The following is a 17,579-nucleotide window of genomic DNA, read 5'->3' as shown; positions in this document are numbered from 1 at the left end:
TGCTGTCACTTCCGGTGCCTACAGCAGACGGGTTTATTCTTTTGAAGATTCACAGGTGAAGCAACGATGATGCAGAATTTTCGGACTTCCTGGTTGTGTCTCGGCTGGTGTCTGCTGACGCCAGCTTTCGTATTTGCTCAAAAGTCGGATAATCCGTTTCGCGAATTCATTCGCCCGACAGAACCACTGACTCCCCAATCCGAGCAGAAGTCTTTCACACTGCCTCCCGGGTTTGAGATTCAGTTATTCGCGGCAGAGCCTGAGATTCAGAAACCATTAAATATGGCGTTTGACATTAAAGGCCGTCTCTGGATCACGGAATCTTCCGAATATCCTCACCCCGTTAAACCGGGAGAACAGGGGAAAGACGCAATTAAGATTCTGGAAGATACGAACGACGATGGTCGCGCAGACAAAATTACGACGTTTGTGGAAGGTCTGAATATTCCGATCGGCCTGTATCCGTATCGAAATGGGGTGATCGCTTTCAGCATTCCGGATATCTGCTATTACGAAGATACCGACGGAGATGACCACGCAGACAAAGTCACAAAGTTATTCGGCCCGATGGGCTTTGAACGCGATACACACGGCATGAATAATTCGTTTCGACGGGGCTTTGATGGCTGGTTATATGCGAACCATGGATTTAACAACCAGACCCGGGTGAGTGGCAGTGACGGGCATGTCGTTAAGATGCAGTCGGGGAATACTTATCGGATGCGGCTGGATGGTTCGCGGATTGAACATTTCACACACGGTCAGGTGAATCCGTTTGGTTCAACCTTTGATGATAATGGGAATCTGTTCACAGCCGACTGTCACTCAAAGCCGATCTATCAGATTCTACGCGGCGGATACTATCCGAGTTTTGGCAAACCGCATGATGGGCTGGGATTTGTGAAGCCTATGATGGAACATCTGCATGGTTCGACCGCGATTGCCGGTGTGGAAATTATTTCTGCTGATCAGTTTCCTGAGGACTATCAAGGCGATTTCTTCAGCGGGAATGTCATGACGAGCCGCGTGAACCGGAATAATCCTGTGTATCATGGTTCGACGATCATCGCGCAGGAAGAACCCGATTTTCTGATCTCGTCCGATCCCTGGTTTCGCCCGGTGGATATCCGACAGGGACCCGATGGTGCCCTTTATGTGGCCGACTTCTATAACAAGATTATCGGACATTATGAAGTCCCCCTCAATCATCCGGGACGGGATCGCTTTCGGGGACGCATCTGGCGGATTGTGTGTAAAGGCAAAGATCATACTCCGATTGACTATTCGAAGATGAACGTCGAGCAGTTAATTGCTGCCCTGGGTACTTCTAATCTGACGACACGCATGCTGATTACGGATTATCTTTCTGATGAGACGGAACTGGACGTGATAGAGCCGTTACAGAAAGTGGCACTCGAAGCGAAACAGCCGACGATCGTCGTGCATGCTCTATGGATATTGTTTCGCAGAGACGCGTTGACAGACAATCTTCTGGCGAAAGCGTTTGCCAGTTCTTCGGAACTGGTGCGAATTCATGCGGCAAAAATACTAGCGGAAAGAAACTCGTGGAGTCCAGGCAATCGTCAGCAGGTGACAGATGCATTGCGAGATGAAAATGCATTTGTGCAACGCGCTGCAGCAGAAGCGTTGGGACTGCACCCTGTGACAGAGAATATCCCTGCTCTCTTCGCTCTACAGAAACAGATTCCTGCAGACGACCATCATCTGGAATATGTTACGAGACGGGCTTTGATGCTGCAGATTCGGGATTCTGAAATCTTTAAACAGCTGGACTGGAAGACGTTGAGCCCGAAACAGAGTAGCGAACTGGCCTCGCTAACTCTGGCGGTTCCCACCGAGCAGGCGGCTCTCTATCTGCTTCGTTATCTGCAGACAGAAAAGGTGAATTCAGTGAAACTGCCGGATTACTTCAGGCATATGGTGCGATATTTACCAGCGGAGAAGTTATCCAAGGTGATTCAGCTGGCACAAATGCGACTGCCGGCAAACCTTGATTTGCAGGTGGAAATTATCAAGGCGGTATTGCAGGGATATCAGCAGAAAGGGTTGCGCATCGATGCTGCACTTTCGGGCTGGGCTTCTCAACTGACTGAAGCATTACTCAAGCAGCAGGAAACGGAGTCGGTGCAGTGGGTCAACTACCCGCTCGGTGAGGAGAGCAGTGAAAACCCTTGGACGTTGCAACAGCGAGCCTCTTCTGACGGGAAAAAGTCTGCTCCCTTTTTCTGCAGCCTGCCCGCTGGAGAACGGGCGACCGGACGACTGATCTCGCGTCCCTTTGCGATTCCTTCGGAACTGAGTTTCTATCTGGCTGGCCATACTGGTTTTCCCAGGCAGCCCGATAATGGATTCAATTATGTGCAATTGCGTCGTGTGGATGATCAACGTGTTCTGAAGCGGGTCTCTGCACCCCGGAATGATCTGGCTCAACGGGTGCACTGGGATTTGAAAGCGTTCGCAGGGATGGAAGGTTACCTGGAAGTGGTTGACAGTGATTCCGGCAAAGCCTATGCCTGGCTGGCGATCGGGCGATTTCAACCGGAAGTGATTTCCATTCCCCGCGAGAGTCTGCAGCAGCAGACCAACCGCTGGTCCGCTGCCGCCTCTCTGGTAGAACAGTTTAAAATCCATGCCGCCCGTGATGATCTTGTCACTCTTTTGGCTGAGCCACACCTCGATCCAAAATTGAAAAATGAACTTGCTTCAGCGGTAGTTGCCCTCGATAGAACTGACGCATTTCGTCCTCTGTTTCCGCTGCCGGTTCCACGATATCCTGCTGCAGACAGCTTTCAGCAGGAGGTGATTCAGGTAGTCATAGAGCAGAGGCACGATCAAATTGATGTACTGTTGCAGCGCGCATTCAAGATGTATCCTTCCCGTCTGCAGACTGATTTAGCTGACAAAGTGTCTCAACAGCCCGGCGGAATTGAGCGGCTGATTGCTTTTGCAGAACAAGGAAAAATGGCAGCGCAGCTGCTGGCAGAGCCTGTGATCCGAAATCAGATTCAACAGTCAGCCGATTCTGAGCTTAAACGTCGGGCGGAAAAACTACTCAGCGCTTTGCCTCCCCGCGAAAAAAAGACACAGGAAAATATTGCTCAACATTTCAAGTCGCATACTGGTTTTGAATTATCTGTGGAAAATGGAAAAGTGGTCTTTGAAAAAAACTGTGCCATCTGTCATCAACTGGCAGGCAAAGGTGCAGTTGTGGGACCTCAGCTGGATGGTATCGGGAATCGGGGGCTGGAGCGACTGCTGGAAGATGTGCTGGATCCGAATCGTGCAGTCGATATCAATTTTCGCACAACGACAATCATTACTGATGCCGGACGCGTATTTTCGGGTTTGAAACGACGGGAAGAAGGAGCGGTGCTGGTGTTTATCGATAATAAAGGGAAAGAATTTACAATCCCGAAAAACGAAATTGAGGAGCAGCAGCAGTCACCACTCTCGTTGATGCCTGCGAATCTACTGGAGATTCTAACACCCCAACAACTTCACGATCTGTTGGCTTACCTCCTGCAAAATACTAAAAAAGAAACAGCAGCTCGCTGATTGTTTCTGATATTCAATCTTCATAATTGTGCCGAAGGAAAGTCGCTCGCCATGCCGGTCTCCTGTTTTTTGACTCTGATACTTTGCCTGGTATTTACTCAAGCTACACTGGCCGCAGATCCGGTGATTATTACCGAGCAACTGGTTCATTTGCGCCACTCGGGGGACCGAGAATGGACAACGTTTCCGGAACAGGCACAGGTCAAAGAACTTTTCCTACGATTTAATGCAAAGTCAAATCCGAGGGAAACCGTTTTGTTTTTGCGTCAACAGGATGTCAAGCAGACCTGGAATGTCGAACTGAATGGCAAAATTCTGGGGAAACTGATTCGTCATGAACAGGATCAGCATCTGCTGTTACCGGTTCCAGCTGGCGCGGTAATAACAGGCGTCAATGAATTGCGGATATACCAGTCAGGCAAGATTACTCCTGATGATATCAGCGTGGGAGAGATAGTGCTTCTGACGGAACCGGTTTCTGAGTTTCTTTCGGAAGCACAATTATCAATCCAAGTGACTGACAAAGAAACAAAGCAGGGCATTCCCTGTCGTATTACCATTGTGGATGCTGAGGGGACGCTGGTGGTGACCTCTGCTGAATCCAATGAACATCAGGCGGTGAGGACAGGAGTGATTTATACCCGCGATGGGGAAACGCAATTCCAGTTACCAGCGGGTGAATATACTGTGTATGCCGGACGTGGTTTCGAATACGGAGTCGATCAACGGCAACTGATCCTGAAAAAAGGAGATCAGAAGAAAATCGAACTTAAGATTGGCCGGGAAGTGAATACATCGGGATATGTGAGCAGTGATACGCACATTCACACGCTAACCCATTCGGGGCACGGCGATTGTTCGATGGAAGAACGCATGCTGACCCTGGCGGGAGAGCACATCGAATTTCCCATTGCCACCGATCATAATAAGCAGATCAACTACGAACCACTCGCGCGAAAATTAAAGGTAAGGCAGTATTTCACGCCCGTAATTGGCAACGAAGTCACAACGAAATGGGGGCACTTCAATGTATTTCCTGTTCGGGAAGGGGGGCCGGTTCCCGATTATCAACTTCCCGACTGGGATGGAATCTTCGAGAGTATTCTGGCGACTCCTCATGTGAAAGCTGTGATTCTAAATCATGCCCGTGATATTCATTCCAAATACCGTCCATTCGATCCGAAAAATTACCTCAGCCTGACCGGCGAGAACCTGGATGGCTGGAGGTTACAGGCAAATGCGATGGAAATTATTAACTCGGGAGCAACACAGACGGAGGTGTTGCAGCTGTATCGTGACTGGTTTGGCGCCTTGAACCGCGGCCAGTTTCTGACACCCGTGGGTTGCAGCGATTCGCATGATGTCAGTCGCTATATCGTTGGTCAGTCTCGAACCTATATCCAAGCGGATGATCAGGATTCGGGGAAGATTGATGTCAACCAGACTATTCAAAACTTTGTCGATGGTAAGGTACTCCTTTCTTACGGACTGTTGACTCAGATCAAAGTGAATTCCCGGTATGGTCCGGGGGAACTTGTGCCTCAAGCGAAAAAATGGGATGTGAATCTGACAGTTTCAGGGCCCTCCTGGGTGACAGCAGAGCAGATCCAGCTTTATGCGAACGGGCAGTTAATTTGCAGTGAGTCGATCAAATCTGCTAAGCAGGGAGGCATTAAGTGGCAAGGGACCTGGAAACTGAAACAGCCATCACACGATTGTTTTCTGGTGGCGGTGGCGACGGGCCCCGGCGTGTCTGCGCCGTACTGGCAGTTCGCGAAACCTTACCAACCCGATTCTCCGGAATTTGAATCACAGGTTGTGGGCTCGACGGGAGCGGTCTGGATTGATATGGACGGCGATGGTCAAAAAACGACTGCTTACGAGTATGCGCAAGGACTGGTAAAACAGCATGCAGAAGATCTGAAAACATTGTTCAAGCAGCTGGACAGGTACGATCAGGCTGTCGTCATGCAGGTTGCCAGTCTGTTAAGAATGCGTGGTCTGGAGCCCTTCGATCCGAAGCTGACGAAAGCCCTGCGCGGCGCGTCGAATGCCGTGCAACTTGGATTTGCCCTGTATGGAGAAGCCTGGCGTGCCAGCCAGATCGCCCGCAGAACAAATTAATGTTCGTCTGCCTGTAGTGCATTGATTGGTGTGCGAATAAAGAATACGCCGGGACCACCGGGTTGCTTGGGATCCAGATCGTAAAACAGGGTGCCCAGTGTCTCCTCATCAATTTGCACAGTACGCGGCCAGCCCCGACCTTTAATCGGGCGACCGGGGCTATAAATAATTACGGCATGGTCTTTGTCCCAGGTCTGACCTGCATCATGCGAGAGTTGCAGCTCATAAGCCCATTCATCATCCCGACCCACTCCATACAGGATCGAAGTGAGAACAACGGACCCCTGTTTCAGAGCAGTCAGGTCATAGCCGGCGACACCAAAGTAGGGGAGTGACTGCAGGGGTTGCCAGGTTTGTCCCTGATCGCTCGAAAGAAGTCCATACACCATGTTGCCTGGTTTTCCGGAAGGGACGGGAGCATGGCCCTGTGGCGCTCCGCTGATGAAAGTACCCTGGCTTGTTCGTACAATAGGAACCATGCCGTGATTGCGACCATCGCCAAAAGGAGTGATGGTATTCTTGCTGCGATCATAAATTACCGTGCGATCATAGAAGGGGCAGACCCAGTGATTGGCATCGAGTTCCAGAATCGGGTGTCGCAGGCAGGTGTAGTTGGTATAGTCGTTCAGCGGAATCTCAGTGACGGGAGCCCAGGTCACGCCATGATCTTTTGACGTGCAGAATTGAGGCACGCGCCAGCGCCGTTCACCCTCTACACGATAGCAGGACCAGTGCAGGACAATTTCGCCACTTTTGAGTGTAGTGAGTGAGCCCGGATAAATAGAACACTCTTTGATCATGGGAATTGGTTGACTGGCCGACCAGGTCAAACCGCCATCGGTAGACCGCGCGAGCAGTAGTTCCTTTCCACCCCCTCCATTTTCGTTATAGACCGCCAGCAGGTCACCGTTTGCAGCACGACAGAGGGCAGGGTGAATGTGTCCGCCGACCACAGATCCAACTCGAATGGGCGATGTTGGTGCGGTGGGAGAATTCTCTGCTTTGATCGGGAAGTTGACGATTCCGAAAATCAGACAGAGACTGCAATATGTCAGCAGATGAACCGGAAAGCGATGGTGGGCAGATCGAGACATGGGATGCATATGAGAACCGGCCTCCGATGAGGGACAGGGAAAAATCCCGAAAAAACGAATGCTGCTACGATCCTGTTTACCGTGGCTCGTGTCAGACTTCAACAGACGGGCAAAATTGACGGAAAGTTAAACAGGAATGCAGCTTTCAACTCTTGTTGCTTTGACAGTCCCTCAGAGGTCCAGTAAGCTATCAGCCTTACATTTCCATGAAAGACATCAACAGTCACTGATCAATATCTAATATCAAGCTGATCGTGGTAAATGATAATCTGAAAACAACTTGGGGCCGTAGCTCAATCGGTTAGAGCAGCAAACTCATAATTTGTTGGTTACAGGTTCGAGTCCTGTCGGCCCTATTTTTTCAGAATCTTTCTTTTCTTTGGCCCTATCTAATGCCATTTCATTTTCTGGCTTTTTCTGTGAATTTAAGGGCTGCCGTTTCGTAATGTGGATTGGCTATCGCTTTTGGTATTCGATGGCTTGGACTGTATTTATCAGATATTTGTAACTCTGAGATCAGTCGCATGTCAGAAAAAAAGAATCCAGATTCATCCGGTTTTTCTACTCTGCAGTCCCGATGCTTTTTGCCATAAATGTGATGAGCATTGGTCCTGTTTACTTACTTTATGAAGATTCAACAGGACAGGAAGCAATTGCTTTCTATCATTTTTATCAATCTTTCTATGATCCATTGCTTTGGTGCGCTGAGAGGAGTGATCTGGTTAATGAATTGATTCTTGACTACTTCAAACTGTGCAGTACCGAGTATTAGTCAGTCTCATTTCTACTTTAGTTAGTCTCTACCAACTCGGACTCCAGCACTTCTTTTTTTTCCGGATCATACGTAACAACATACTTGATCGTGTCACAGTCCACAAAATAACGCAGGCTGGTTTTGTTTTCGTATTTATCGTCTCGTTTGATACCGCACTCCATACAGTCCAGTTTGGCTTTGATTTGCTCCAGCGCTGCGGAGTCAGTCTCTAAGTTTTCGGGGACGGGAAGATCTACTTTTCCAAGGTCAATGGCAGAATCTGCTTCGACTGTTTTTTCTTTCATTTCAGCCGCTTCATTTGCGCATCCAGTGATCAGAATTGCAATCAGTAATAAATATTTCATGCAGGTTAGCGTCCTTTACTATTGTGTACTGGTTCAAGCTGTTGCTTGAAATTAAGAAAAAGAGATCCGTTTCGATTCGAGACATATTTATCGTAAGCCATTTTTTTCAAATTCTGAACCGGTAGCCTGTCAGGTTTCATTGCTCAGGTCTCGATTGAATGCATTTGTTAATGGTCCATCGCAAATTGATGAGCCCCTGTCAGAAGCTGCGCCGGATCCATTAACTGCCTCTTCATTAACCATAGTACTGTTTTGGAATTGTATTCTTCAACTCCCAGCCTCTTTTCAGGTATTCTTCGACCATTTGAGGGCCATCTTAACTGAGTGATCCATTTCAAAGTCAGCTTGAATCAATTCTGTAGCACTCTTTCTCTGATGCATGTGCGCTGGTTTCTACAGCGATTTATTCCGCAGTTTCGGTGTAATACTGAGACTCGTTAAAACCCCGCTTCAGCATTCCTTTCTTTTTTGACTGATCTATTTGGCAATCAGTGTACACAACGTAAACTTTAGAGAAGAACAGAGAGACTGTGAACTGATGCGCTGACTGCTAAATATGACTTCTATTAAAAAAGATGAGCCCGCCATGACAGATGTGATCGAACTGAATGAAATCGAAGCATTAAATGAATTTCAGAGTGACTGGACCAGACTGCTTTCCATCACGCCGGGGGGGACGTTTTTCCGCTCCCAGGAATGGCTGCAGGTTTACTGGAAACATTTTGCTGCCGATCAGAAACTACGTGTGCTGATCGTGCGCGAGAATGGTGAAGTCACAGGAATCGTGCCGCTCTGCTGGAAAAAAATAAAATCCAAATTCGGGCCTTGTCGGATCTTAACTTTTCCTTTTGATGACTGGGGGAGTTTCTATGGACCGGTTTCGGCTGACCAGGAATCAACTTGGAGATCTGCATTGGAATATCTTCAGCACTCAAATCGCGACTGGGATTTGATCGATCTGCGGTGTGTCGAAACGGACGGGTTTGATGGGGGGGCGACCGAGCGCGCCTTCCAGGCGGAAAATATGGAGTTTGAAAAGTTCCTGTGGGAGCAGGCGATTTATGTGGATCTCAGCCAGACGTGGGAAGAATATCTGTCTGCCCGACCTCGAAAGGCCCGCCAGACCTACACGCGGGCTGAGCGAAATCTGCAGGCACAAGGCGAGATTGAGCATCTGCGATATCGTCCGCGCGGCGAAGCGTTTGGTGAGAGTGATCCACGTTGGGACCTCTATGAGATGTGTGAACAGATCGCCGCAAAGAGTTGGCAGGGATCTTCTACAACAGGAACCACAATCACACATGCGACTGTGAATCAATTTTTTCGAGATTCTTATGAAAGCGCTATACGAGCCGGAGCGTTCGACTTGAACCTGATCTTTCTTTCCGGTCAGCCGGCTGCGTTCAGCTATAACTTTGCCCAGAACGGTCTGATCAATGGTTTGAGAATGGGCTATAACCCTGAAGTCTCCGACCAGGGACTGGGGCGACTGCTGGTGGGGCGCATCCTGCATGACAGTATGGATCGGGGAGATCTGCTTCTGGATGTCGGGACAGGTGCCCTGGATGCCAAGAAATACTGGTATACATCGGTGGAAAACAGCTATCGCTATGTGTATTACTCGCCTGCGTCTGCCATTGCAAATGTTTTACGCCTGAGTCATCAAGTGGCGTCCTGGTTTCGAGATCGGTTTTCCAGTAATGATACTGACAAGATACAGAAAGTCCCTGGCCAGAAATTACAAGTGACTCAACATTGAGTGAATGCGAGTCATTTGAACAAGAATGGAGCCAGGTATTGGGATACTTCAAGCCGTCCTGTTGTGCCAGAGAGTTCTGTTCTGGTTTGAAGCTCTGGTTACTAAATCTGGTTCAGTTCTTGTAGAGCGTTATGCATGGCTGCTGGATCAGAGGCCAGTTTTGTTTTAATTTCATTACGCAGCACCTCTTGCCTGGTTTCACCGCTGAGCGGTGTCCAGGTCGAGTGAGTATTTTCATCGTGATATTTTTTGAGATAGATCGCTGTCGGGACTTCGATGAGACAAGCCTGCAGCGCGATTCCAAAGACCCAGATCTGATCGGCGAAGTCATAAGGAAACATGGGAAGCGGCTGATTCCATTTCTGCCTTACGACTCCTCGATATGGGATCCCGAGGTTCCAATGCTGGTCGAGATAGATTGCTTCCTGCCACGCTGGTTTCTGTCCCAGAGGGATGGGGACCCCAGGCATGCGTGACTTTTCGTTTTTGTTCAAATCCAGCTTGTCAATCACACCGAATGCGAGACCCGCGGAGGGATTTGAATCGAGAGCCGTAAGAAGTGATTCATAGTAGCCGGGAATGAATTCATCGTCCTGAGGCATGATAGAAAAAAAATCGGAATCGACCATGGTCAGGAGTTCATTGACATGAATGCGCCAGTCAGCGGCTCCCTGTTTACGACGAAAGGTGATCCTGCGGTCCCGCTGATTGCGTTGTTCCAGAATATCTAATGTATTGTCGAGGAGTGTGATGTCACTGACGATGATGCGACAGTCGACAGGGCTGCGGTCGATTGTAGCCGTAATACTACTGATCCATTTCAGACCACGGTGAATCGGCATCAGTATTGTCAGACGTGGGGGGGAATCCGATTTCATTAGATTGCTCTGCACATTTCGGCCGCAGTGATTTCTCCAAGTTGTGGTGCATTGGTTAGCTTGCCGGTATCTACGGTCCACCAGCCTTCATATGTCGTTGCCCCAAAATGATCCCTCCGATGCAGCGTACTTTGCGGATCTTCAATATCTGTGGAGCCCTGGGCTACGATCACCCCGGCAGCAGAAGACACAATGGATGCATTTCGCAATCCTGGCAGAATTTTCTGTAAGGCTGCGAGGGAACGCTCAGCCACAGCTTGTGCAGTTTGAGTATCTTCAAAAGATTGACGCGGTGGGAGCTTGCCAAAATAAGTACGGCATTCGGGGTACCAACTGATATAAATCTGTCTGTTACGTCTGGGAACCACATCGCCATAAGGTCCCTGGACCATCGTGACGGGAATCAGAGGACGTGAGTTCGGTTTCTGCCGAGCCATGATCGAATGTTTGACTCGGTAGCAGAGCGTTGACGGATCATAAGGAATGCCGAGTGTGGCATCGATGCGAACGCGGTCGCTCCAGGTGCAATTGGCTACCAGATCGGCGTCAAGGATTTCAGCGGCTCCGTTACTATTCAGATGCAATCGAAAGCCTCCGTTACGCCTTTCTGCACCCTCCACGCCGACTCCGTAACGAATTTCAATTATGGGATGAGAGTTCAATTGCTGTCCCAGTCTTGTTGAGAGCTGGAGTGGATCGATGGCAAGTTCCTGAGTCTGGATCAAACCGGTTAGGTTCAGTTCCTGGTTAAACTGAGCAAGATTTGATTCAGGACTTCTACGCCAGAGCCATGTCAGCTGTTGTCCCAGGTAACTCGGTTTACAGAGTTCATGTTGTGAAAAGTCTGATACCTTGTTGCGCAGAGTTTCATAGGAATGTTCCAGTTCTTCAATGGTCGCAATACTGTCTGGCATGACGGCATAGTGAAAGGCATCTGATCGCCACTCTTGCCAGGGGAGTTCACCACACCAGCGATCGAGAAGCGGTGAGAAGCTGAGCGCACCTTCCAGCATTTTGTGTTGTGTCCTGCCACTCTGATCCAGTGCGTAGACAAATCCCAGATGAATTTTACCTTCATTGCGCAAGCTGGATGCTTGTAATGGGGACTGCAGGGCTTCGATTAAAGTCACAGGATGACCACGATGCGCAAGTGCCAATGCAACACAGGTACCTTGCAGCCCGGCTCCGAGGACTACTATTCGTGTTGATGCCATTCTGACTCTGTCTTACAAAGGATTTGATTTTTAGAAAAAGTTAAGACGCTGCCGATGAACTGATCACATCACATTTTGTTCAGAAACTGCTACATCAACTTTCAAAAATGAGTGCACTTCCTGTATTTGCCTGGCGTTGTGCATCAATGCCTCTTTATGACTGAAATTGACGGACAATAACCAGATTCTGAAATTCAGGAACAGGAGAGTATAGGAGATTTTCCTGTAAAATGAGAAGATGAAATCTCCAGGCATCGCCAGAAGAAGATCTGAAAATAATCGAACTGGAATCAGAACACTGAAAACCTGTTAGCTGAATTGTTTCCAGGAGGATGCCTCAAACTTGTGATGATAAACTAAACGGCAGGCAATATCATTCAGAATCGGTGTTTCGCCAGTACTCTTTGAAAAGATCCGGAGAGAGAGAAATCCAATCAAAGCGACTTCTGTCTGCTATGACACGATTCGGAAATTCATGAGATTCAAACAGGTTGAATGATCATCCAGCGACATCATATTATCACATTTAATTCTGTCACATTTAATCGTCTGTTTTCGTTAGAATCGTTAAAACCTGACATTCTCGTTTGATTTTATGCTTCAAAATCCTGAGGCAAGAACGAAATAGGGCACTTTTAAGTGTACGCAAACTAAGGTTTCAAAAACATGTGACTCTGAGGGATAGCTCTTCAGGTTTCGAATGATATTGTACGAATTTTTGTTATTCCCACCAGATAGCAGAATCGCGTATCAGAATATTCCGTTACTAAGCAGGGCTTCTGATTAATTCTTCAGGCCTCACGATTTCATATGTCTTTACAAAGCGATACATCAAGACCGGAACAGGAATTCTGAGGCGAGAAACAGATGTCAGACGTTATTGAGTTGAACGAGATTGACGCACTTGCCGACTATCGGGCGGACTGGTTGAGGTTGCTGCGAGTCACTCCAGGGGGAACATTTTTCCGGTCACTGGAATGGTTACAGGTTTACTGGCAACATTTTGCAGCAGATCAGAGATTAAGAGTGCTGATGATTCGAGATGGTGAGCAGGTGACGGGAATTGTTCCTCTCTGCGTGCGCAGTATCAAATCAAAGTTTGGTGTCTGTCGGATTTTAACATTTCCTTTTGATGACTGGGGCAGTTTTTATGGCCCGGTGTCTGCCAATCAGACAACGACATTACGTACTGCTTTAAATTATATTCAGCATGCCCGGCGCGATTGGGACCTGATTGATCTGCGATGCGTAGACAGTGGCGGATTTGATCGGGGAGCAACAGAACAGGCGTTAAAGTCCGAGAGCGTTTCATTCGAAAGACTTTTGTGGTGCCAGACAGCCTGTGTGGATCTTCAGCAGAACTGGGATCAATATCTGGAGTCGCGCTCGACCAGAGCCCGCAAGACGTACCTGTGTTCTGAAAAACGAGTCCAGCAGGAAGGAGACGTGAGATATCTCAGATACCGTCCCCGGGGAAGTGGTTCTGAAGAAGGCGATCCACGCTGGGATCTGTATGATCAATGTGAAGAGATCGCCCGCCAGAGCTGGCAAGGGAGATCAACAACGGGGACCACACTGTCGCATGCGAGCGTCGCGCCATTTTTCCGTGACGCACATGAGCGGGCTGCTCAGGCAGGGACCGTCGATCTGAATATGCTGTATGTTGCAGGCCGCCCGGCTGCTTTCAATTATAACTATGTCTATGAAGGACTTGTTTACTCGCTACGAATGGGCTTTGATCCCCGTATTTCCGTCAAAGGCGCAGGTTGTGTATTGATGGGACGGATGATTCGAGACAGCATGCAGCGTGGAGACCGGATTCTGGATATCGGCCCCGGTTCACTGGAAGCCAAGCAAAACTGGTACACCTCGATAGAGAACAGTTACCGCTATGTACATTATTCTGCGACATCCGTGACCGCTAAGTTGATGCAGCTCAGTCATCAGTTTGCCGACTGGTATCGCGACCGATTTTCAAACGAATCCACTGATGAGAGAACGGTCACAGGTTATTCTAGAGCGCATCACATTTAACCATAGCGTCTCTTAATCTATTATACTCGGTTCAATTGGCTCTGGATCCGCTACAGTCAAACTGGATACAGGCTAATTTATCAGCGACCTGGCGTTTAGCGATTTGTGCCCCGCGTGGAGCGGAAGGTGCAGCGATCCGCATCGGATGTGAAATCACTTTCCCGACCCTCTCTGATCCAACCATCATTCTTTCTCAGGTTCCGCTTTCTTGAGTTTATCAGCGAATTTGCTGCGGAACTTTTCCAGCTTGGGACGAATGACATACTGGCAGTACTGGTTTTCCGGATTGAGTTTGAAGTAGTCCTGGTGATAGTTTTCAGCAGGGTAGAATTTGTCGAACTCAGTGATTTCCGTCACGATGGGACTTTTGAACTGGCCCGATTCATCCAACTGTTTTTTATAAGCGGTGGCTTCTTCTTTTTGTTTCTCGTTGTGGTAGAAAACCGCGGAACGGTACTGCGTCCCCACGTCTGCGCCCTGGCGATTTAATGTAGTGGGGTCATGCGTTTCCCAGAAGGCTTTTAGGATGTCGGTAAAAGCGATCTGTTGGGGATCGAATGTGACCTGAATGACTTCAGCATGCCCCGTAGTGCCACTACAGACGGCTTTATAAGTCGGATTGTCGATTTTGCCACCGGAATATCCGGAAACTGCTGCTTTGACCCCTTTCAGCTCACGAAAGACGGCTTCAGTGCACCAGAAGCAGCCTGAGCCCAGTGTGACAACTTCCAGGCCGTCTTTTGCCTGTGCAACGGGAGTTTCCGGGGATTGAGGCTGCTCCTCTGTAATGGCGACCGGGCGGTCTTCCATGGATATGGATTTCTCACAGCCACTGATCAGTGTGAAGAGTGTAGTGAGCGATAAACCAATGAAAAGCAACAGTGGTAATTGTGAAATCGTCATGACACCTTTATCCCTTGTCGTGTATGTCAGAAAAGTTCAGAGTTCGTAGAACGCCTGAAGTATTCTAGGCAATGGGCGGCATGAAGGACAGAGAGAAAGCAGTTCTGCCAGCTGGACTTTATTTACCGTTGAACATAAATCGCAGGGTTTTAAATCGTAAGATCAGAAAATGATGGATAGATAGCGTGATGGCGATCGTACCCAGTTCGACCGTAAGAAATTTATAGCCAATTGCAATCTGTACATTGAGTAGCAGGTATCCAATTACAATGACACACAGATGGTGAAACAGGTAAATCGAATAGGAGGCGTCAGACAGATAGCGGAAGAACTGGGAATCCCGGTTCATAAACTTGTAGAACAGGACGTAACAGATGTGACTGGAGAGAGCAAAAATCAGGCCTGTCGAATAGATCCGCAGAAAACTTTCCTGGCTCAAACCATGGGCATTTTCTAACAGATGCTGCGTCAGAATCGCCAGCACCAGTGCGCTCCACTCCCAGCGGGCAATGGTATGAAATTCATCCTGCAAGCGTCGGTCATGAAAAAGCCAGAGCCCTATCAGATAGTAGGGGAGATAGATCATGAAATCTTCTAAATTAAACAGGCCACAAAACAGTGATCCATGGAAAATATCAGGAGCCAGCCGGGCAGCGACCGACCAGGAGATATCAGCCAGCGGAAGTAAAAATAGAAAATAGCAGTTTTTTCGCAGACCACTGAGATAGCGCTCAAAATGAGATCGTCTGTTGAAATGATTTTTCAAAGCGAACAGTATAATCCCTACAGCAAAAAACTGCATGAGAGTCAACAGGAACCAGAGGTGCGAGACCCATTCTCCGGCGATCCATTTCTGAGGGAGCACCTGAGTCAAAAAGTGAGTTACCGTCATGGGGTTATGCTGGAGGATGGTCGTACGGAAATATAACTCAATAGAGTTGATCAGGACTACCGTACAAAAGAGAGGCACCAGGATGCGAGTCATTCGGACCCGGGTAAACGTGCCGATTCCATATTTTTTGAGACTCATCATCGAGAAGAAACCGGCGATAATAAAGAATGCAGGCATTCGAAAGGCGTGGATTACAGAATCAAGGATGGCAAAAAATTCGGATTTATGAGAATCGGAAACGATCCAGTGATCACCGGATGAATAGATTAACGCGCCATGCAGTACGACTCCCAGCATCATTAGAATCGAACGCATCGAGTCCATGTAGTAAAAACGCGTGGAAGCAGCCTGGCTTTGCGGACTGACCGGCTGTGTCTGTTGACGTAATTCGGGTGTTTCCGGGAGCACCAGAACGGTAGGAGGGGTCATCCGAATTGATACCTGCAATAAGTTTGAAGAATGAGCGATTATTGTGTTGGCGGCGGGTATAACAATTTATAACTGCTAACAATGTAGTAGATCGGCAGAATCTGATGAGAATTCGTTTTTGCTGACCTGAGTTAATAATTCTGTGGAATAATCTTTAAAACCGAAACATGCGCCATTCTGCTCATGCGTAATATTTCTTAAGGTAGCGAAATAACAACATTGGCTGAATCAGGTCAAGGTGGAAGTTTTGCTATCATGGTAGCTGTTTTCGCCAGATGGACTCGCTGTGATTTCGCTGATCAGTGTCATCTTGAAATAATTTTGTGTTTGGAGTGGTATTTTTCAAGTCGCGGGCTACAAAATAAAAAGAAACACCCCCACTGAATCCAGTGAATATTCAGTTTCACAAGATAGATGTCAGAGTACTCTGGAGAGCAGGGCTGGAAAGTAGATTCGTCGATGAGTAATTCGTATGATGCCATTATCGTTGTTTCGTTTGGCGGGCCGGAAGGGCCTGACGATGTGATTCCATTTCTGGAAAATGTACTTCGTGGCAAGAATGTGCCTCGCGAGAGGATGCTGGAAGTCGCAGAACATTATCAGCATTTCGGTGGAGTCAGCCCGATCAATGAACAGAATCGGGCTTTGATCAGGGCTCTGGAACAGGAACTGGCAGAGCATGGTCCTCAGCTCCCCATTTACTGGGGAAACCGGAACTGGGATCCCTTGCTGGTGGAGACACTGTCCCAGATGAAAGCCGATGGTATTAAACGGGCATTGGCATTTTTTACCTCTACTTTCAGTTCGTATTCAGGTTGCCGACAGTACCGTGAAGACATTTTACGTGCCCAGGAAGCAGTGGGAGCAGGGGCGCCTGAAGTTGATAAGCTGCGTGTGTTTTTTAATCATCCCGGCTTTATCGAAGCAACAGTCTCCCGGACTGAGGAAGCGTTAAATCAGATCCCGGAGGCGAGGCGAGAACAGGCGACGATTCTCTATTCAGCTCACAGTATTCCGATGGTGATGGCGGCTGGCTGTCGCTATGAAGTGCAACTGCAGGAATCAGCACGCCTGGTCAGTGAGAGACTGGGAGAGCATCCCTGGCATCTGGTCTATCAGAGTCGTAGTGGTCCACCTCATCAGCCCTGGCTGGAACCGGATATCTGTGATTTTATCAGAGAACTGGGCGAAAAAGGGGATGTAAAAGATCTCGTCATCGTTCCGATTGGCTTTGTTTCCGATCATATGGAAGTTCTGTTTGACCTGGATACTGAGGCAAAAGAAGTGAGTCAGGAACTGGGCATCAATCTGGTGCGCGCGAAAACCGTAGGCGTTCATCCCCGCTTCATCAGGATGATTCGTGAGCTGATCGAAGAGCGGATCAGTGGCACGCAGGACCGTCCTGCACTGGGAGAACTGGGGGCGAGCCACGATGTCTGCCCGGTTGACTGTTGTTTACGCACGACAGAGCAGCCTCGCTGAAGTACGGGAAGCCAACTGCGCATGTTGGTGAGTGTTGCATCGCAGATGTGTACATAAGAATCCAGAAACATCCCG

General features: G+C 48.5%; 11 protein-coding genes and 1 tRNA gene. 6 read left to right on the top strand and 6 right to left on the bottom strand.

Annotation, left to right across the window (positions count from 1 at the left end; genetic code table 11):
* Nucleotides 1-66: 66 nt before the first annotated feature.
* Together Pan161_RS10330 and Pan161_RS10325 are read left to right on the top strand one after the other, a co-directional pair.
* A complete protein-coding gene (locus Pan161_RS10330) occupies nucleotides 67-3,576 on the top strand; it encodes a PVC-type heme-binding CxxCH protein (protein WP_145226475.1) in 3,510 nt (1,169 codons plus the stop codon).
* Nucleotides 3,577-3,627: 51 nt separating this feature from the next.
* Nucleotides 3,628-5,700: a CehA/McbA family metallohydrolase gene (locus Pan161_RS10325; RefSeq protein WP_145226474.1), complete on the top strand. Its 2,073-nt coding sequence runs from the start codon at nucleotides 3,628-3,630 to the stop codon at nucleotides 5,698-5,700.
* On the opposite strand, the gene Pan161_RS10320 is transcribed toward Pan161_RS10325, so the two are convergent.
* On the bottom strand, nucleotides 5,697-6,794 hold the full coding sequence (locus Pan161_RS10320; RefSeq protein WP_232103686.1) for a sialidase family protein: 1,098 nt from the start codon (nucleotides 6,792-6,794) through the stop codon (nucleotides 5,697-5,699). The genes Pan161_RS10325 and Pan161_RS10320 overlap by 4 nt on opposite strands.
* Nucleotides 6,795-7,076: 282 nt before the next feature.
* Between Pan161_RS10320 and Pan161_RS10315 the strand changes: the two genes are divergently transcribed.
* Nucleotides 7,077-7,150, top strand: a tRNA-Ile gene (locus tag Pan161_RS10315).
* 433 nt (nucleotides 7,151-7,583) lie between these two features.
* Here the strand turns inward: Pan161_RS10315 and Pan161_RS10310 are convergent.
* Nucleotides 7,584-7,913 (bottom strand): hypothetical protein, encoded by a 330-nt coding sequence (locus tag Pan161_RS10310; protein ID WP_145226470.1) that lies wholly within the window; start codon nucleotides 7,911-7,913, stop codon nucleotides 7,584-7,586.
* 556 nt (nucleotides 7,914-8,469) lie between these two features.
* Between Pan161_RS10310 and Pan161_RS10305 the strand changes: the two genes are divergently transcribed.
* A complete protein-coding gene (locus Pan161_RS10305; protein ID WP_232103685.1) occupies nucleotides 8,470-9,672 on the top strand; it encodes a GNAT family N-acetyltransferase in 1,203 nt (400 codons plus the stop codon).
* 101 nt (nucleotides 9,673-9,773) lie between these two features.
* Here Pan161_RS10305 and Pan161_RS10300 read toward each other — a convergent pair whose 3' ends face one another.
* Together Pan161_RS10300 and Pan161_RS10295 are read right to left on the bottom strand one after the other, a co-directional pair.
* Entirely contained in the window at nucleotides 9,774-10,550 is a 777-nt protein-coding gene (locus Pan161_RS10300) for a glycosyltransferase (RefSeq protein WP_145226468.1), read from the bottom strand.
* A complete protein-coding gene (locus Pan161_RS10295) occupies nucleotides 10,550-11,764 on the bottom strand; it encodes an NAD(P)/FAD-dependent oxidoreductase (RefSeq protein WP_145226466.1) in 1,215 nt (404 codons plus the stop codon). The genes Pan161_RS10300 and Pan161_RS10295 overlap by 1 nt, the downstream gene beginning before the upstream one ends.
* Before the next feature lie 867 nt (nucleotides 11,765-12,631).
* On the opposite strand from Pan161_RS10295, the gene Pan161_RS10290 reads away from it, so the two are divergent.
* The gene (locus Pan161_RS10290; protein ID WP_145226464.1) at nucleotides 12,632-13,798 is read left to right on the top strand and encodes a GNAT family N-acetyltransferase; all 1,167 of its coding nucleotides are present in this window, start codon (nucleotides 12,632-12,634) and stop codon (nucleotides 13,796-13,798) included.
* A gap of 183 nt (nucleotides 13,799-13,981) precedes the next feature.
* Here the strand turns inward: Pan161_RS10290 and msrA are convergent, their stop codons facing one another.
* Together msrA and Pan161_RS10280 are read right to left on the bottom strand one after the other, a co-directional pair.
* Complete coding sequence (gene msrA / locus Pan161_RS10285; RefSeq protein WP_145226462.1) at nucleotides 13,982-14,701, bottom strand: peptide-methionine (S)-S-oxide reductase MsrA; 720 nt, start codon at nucleotides 14,699-14,701, stop codon at nucleotides 13,982-13,984.
* Between the two features lie 118 nt (nucleotides 14,702-14,819).
* Nucleotides 14,820-16,022 (bottom strand): acyltransferase family protein, encoded by a 1,203-nt coding sequence (locus tag Pan161_RS10280; protein WP_145226460.1) that lies wholly within the window; start codon nucleotides 16,020-16,022, stop codon nucleotides 14,820-14,822.
* 459 nt (nucleotides 16,023-16,481) lie between these two features.
* Here Pan161_RS10280 and Pan161_RS10275 point away from each other — a divergent pair, with 459 nt between their 5' ends.
* The gene (locus tag Pan161_RS10275; RefSeq protein ID WP_145226458.1) at nucleotides 16,482-17,504 is read left to right on the top strand and encodes a ferrochelatase; all 1,023 of its coding nucleotides are present in this window, start codon (nucleotides 16,482-16,484) and stop codon (nucleotides 17,502-17,504) included.
* The last annotated feature ends 75 nt before the right edge of the window (nucleotides 17,505-17,579 follow it).

This window comes from Gimesia algae, assembly GCF_007746795.1.
Classification (GTDB): Bacteria; Planctomycetota; Planctomycetia; order Planctomycetales; family Planctomycetaceae; genus Gimesia; species Gimesia algae.
Note: the sequence above shows the minus strand (reverse complement) of the source record. Positions and strands in the feature narration are given on the sequence as shown.

What these genes read in the sequence shown, in the direction of transcription:
- Pan161_RS10330 (WP_145226475.1), top strand. Translation starts at nt 67, where the DNA reads ATGATGCAGAATTTTCGGACTTCCTGGTTGTGTCTCGGCTGGTGTCTG.
- Pan161_RS10325 (WP_145226474.1), top strand. Translation starts at nt 3,628, where the DNA reads ATGCCGGTCTCCTGTTTTTTGACTCTGATACTTTGCCTGGTATTTACT.
- Pan161_RS10320 (WP_232103686.1), bottom strand. Translation starts at nt 6,794, where the DNA reads ATGTCTCGATCTGCCCACCATCGCTTTCCGGTTCATCTGCTGACATAT.
- Pan161_RS10310 (WP_145226470.1), bottom strand. Translation starts at nt 7,913, where the DNA reads ATGAAATATTTATTACTGATTGCAATTCTGATCACTGGATGCGCAAAT.
- Pan161_RS10305 (WP_232103685.1), top strand. Translation starts at nt 8,470, where the DNA reads ATGACTTCTATTAAAAAAGATGAGCCCGCCATGACAGATGTGATCGAA.
- Pan161_RS10300 (WP_145226468.1), bottom strand. Translation starts at nt 10,550, where the DNA reads ATGAAATCGGATTCCCCCCCACGTCTGACAATACTGATGCCGATTCAC.
- Pan161_RS10295 (WP_145226466.1), bottom strand. Translation starts at nt 11,764, where the DNA reads ATGGCATCAACACGAATAGTAGTCCTCGGAGCCGGGCTGCAAGGTACC.
- Pan161_RS10290 (WP_145226464.1), top strand. Translation starts at nt 12,632, where the DNA reads ATGTCAGACGTTATTGAGTTGAACGAGATTGACGCACTTGCCGACTAT.
- msrA (WP_145226462.1), bottom strand. Translation starts at nt 14,701, where the DNA reads ATGACGATTTCACAATTACCACTGTTGCTTTTCATTGGTTTATCGCTC.
- Pan161_RS10280 (WP_145226460.1), bottom strand. Translation starts at nt 16,022, where the DNA reads ATGACCCCTCCTACCGTTCTGGTGCTCCCGGAAACACCCGAATTACGT.
- Pan161_RS10275 (WP_145226458.1), top strand. Translation starts at nt 16,482, where the DNA reads ATGAGTAATTCGTATGATGCCATTATCGTTGTTTCGTTTGGCGGGCCG.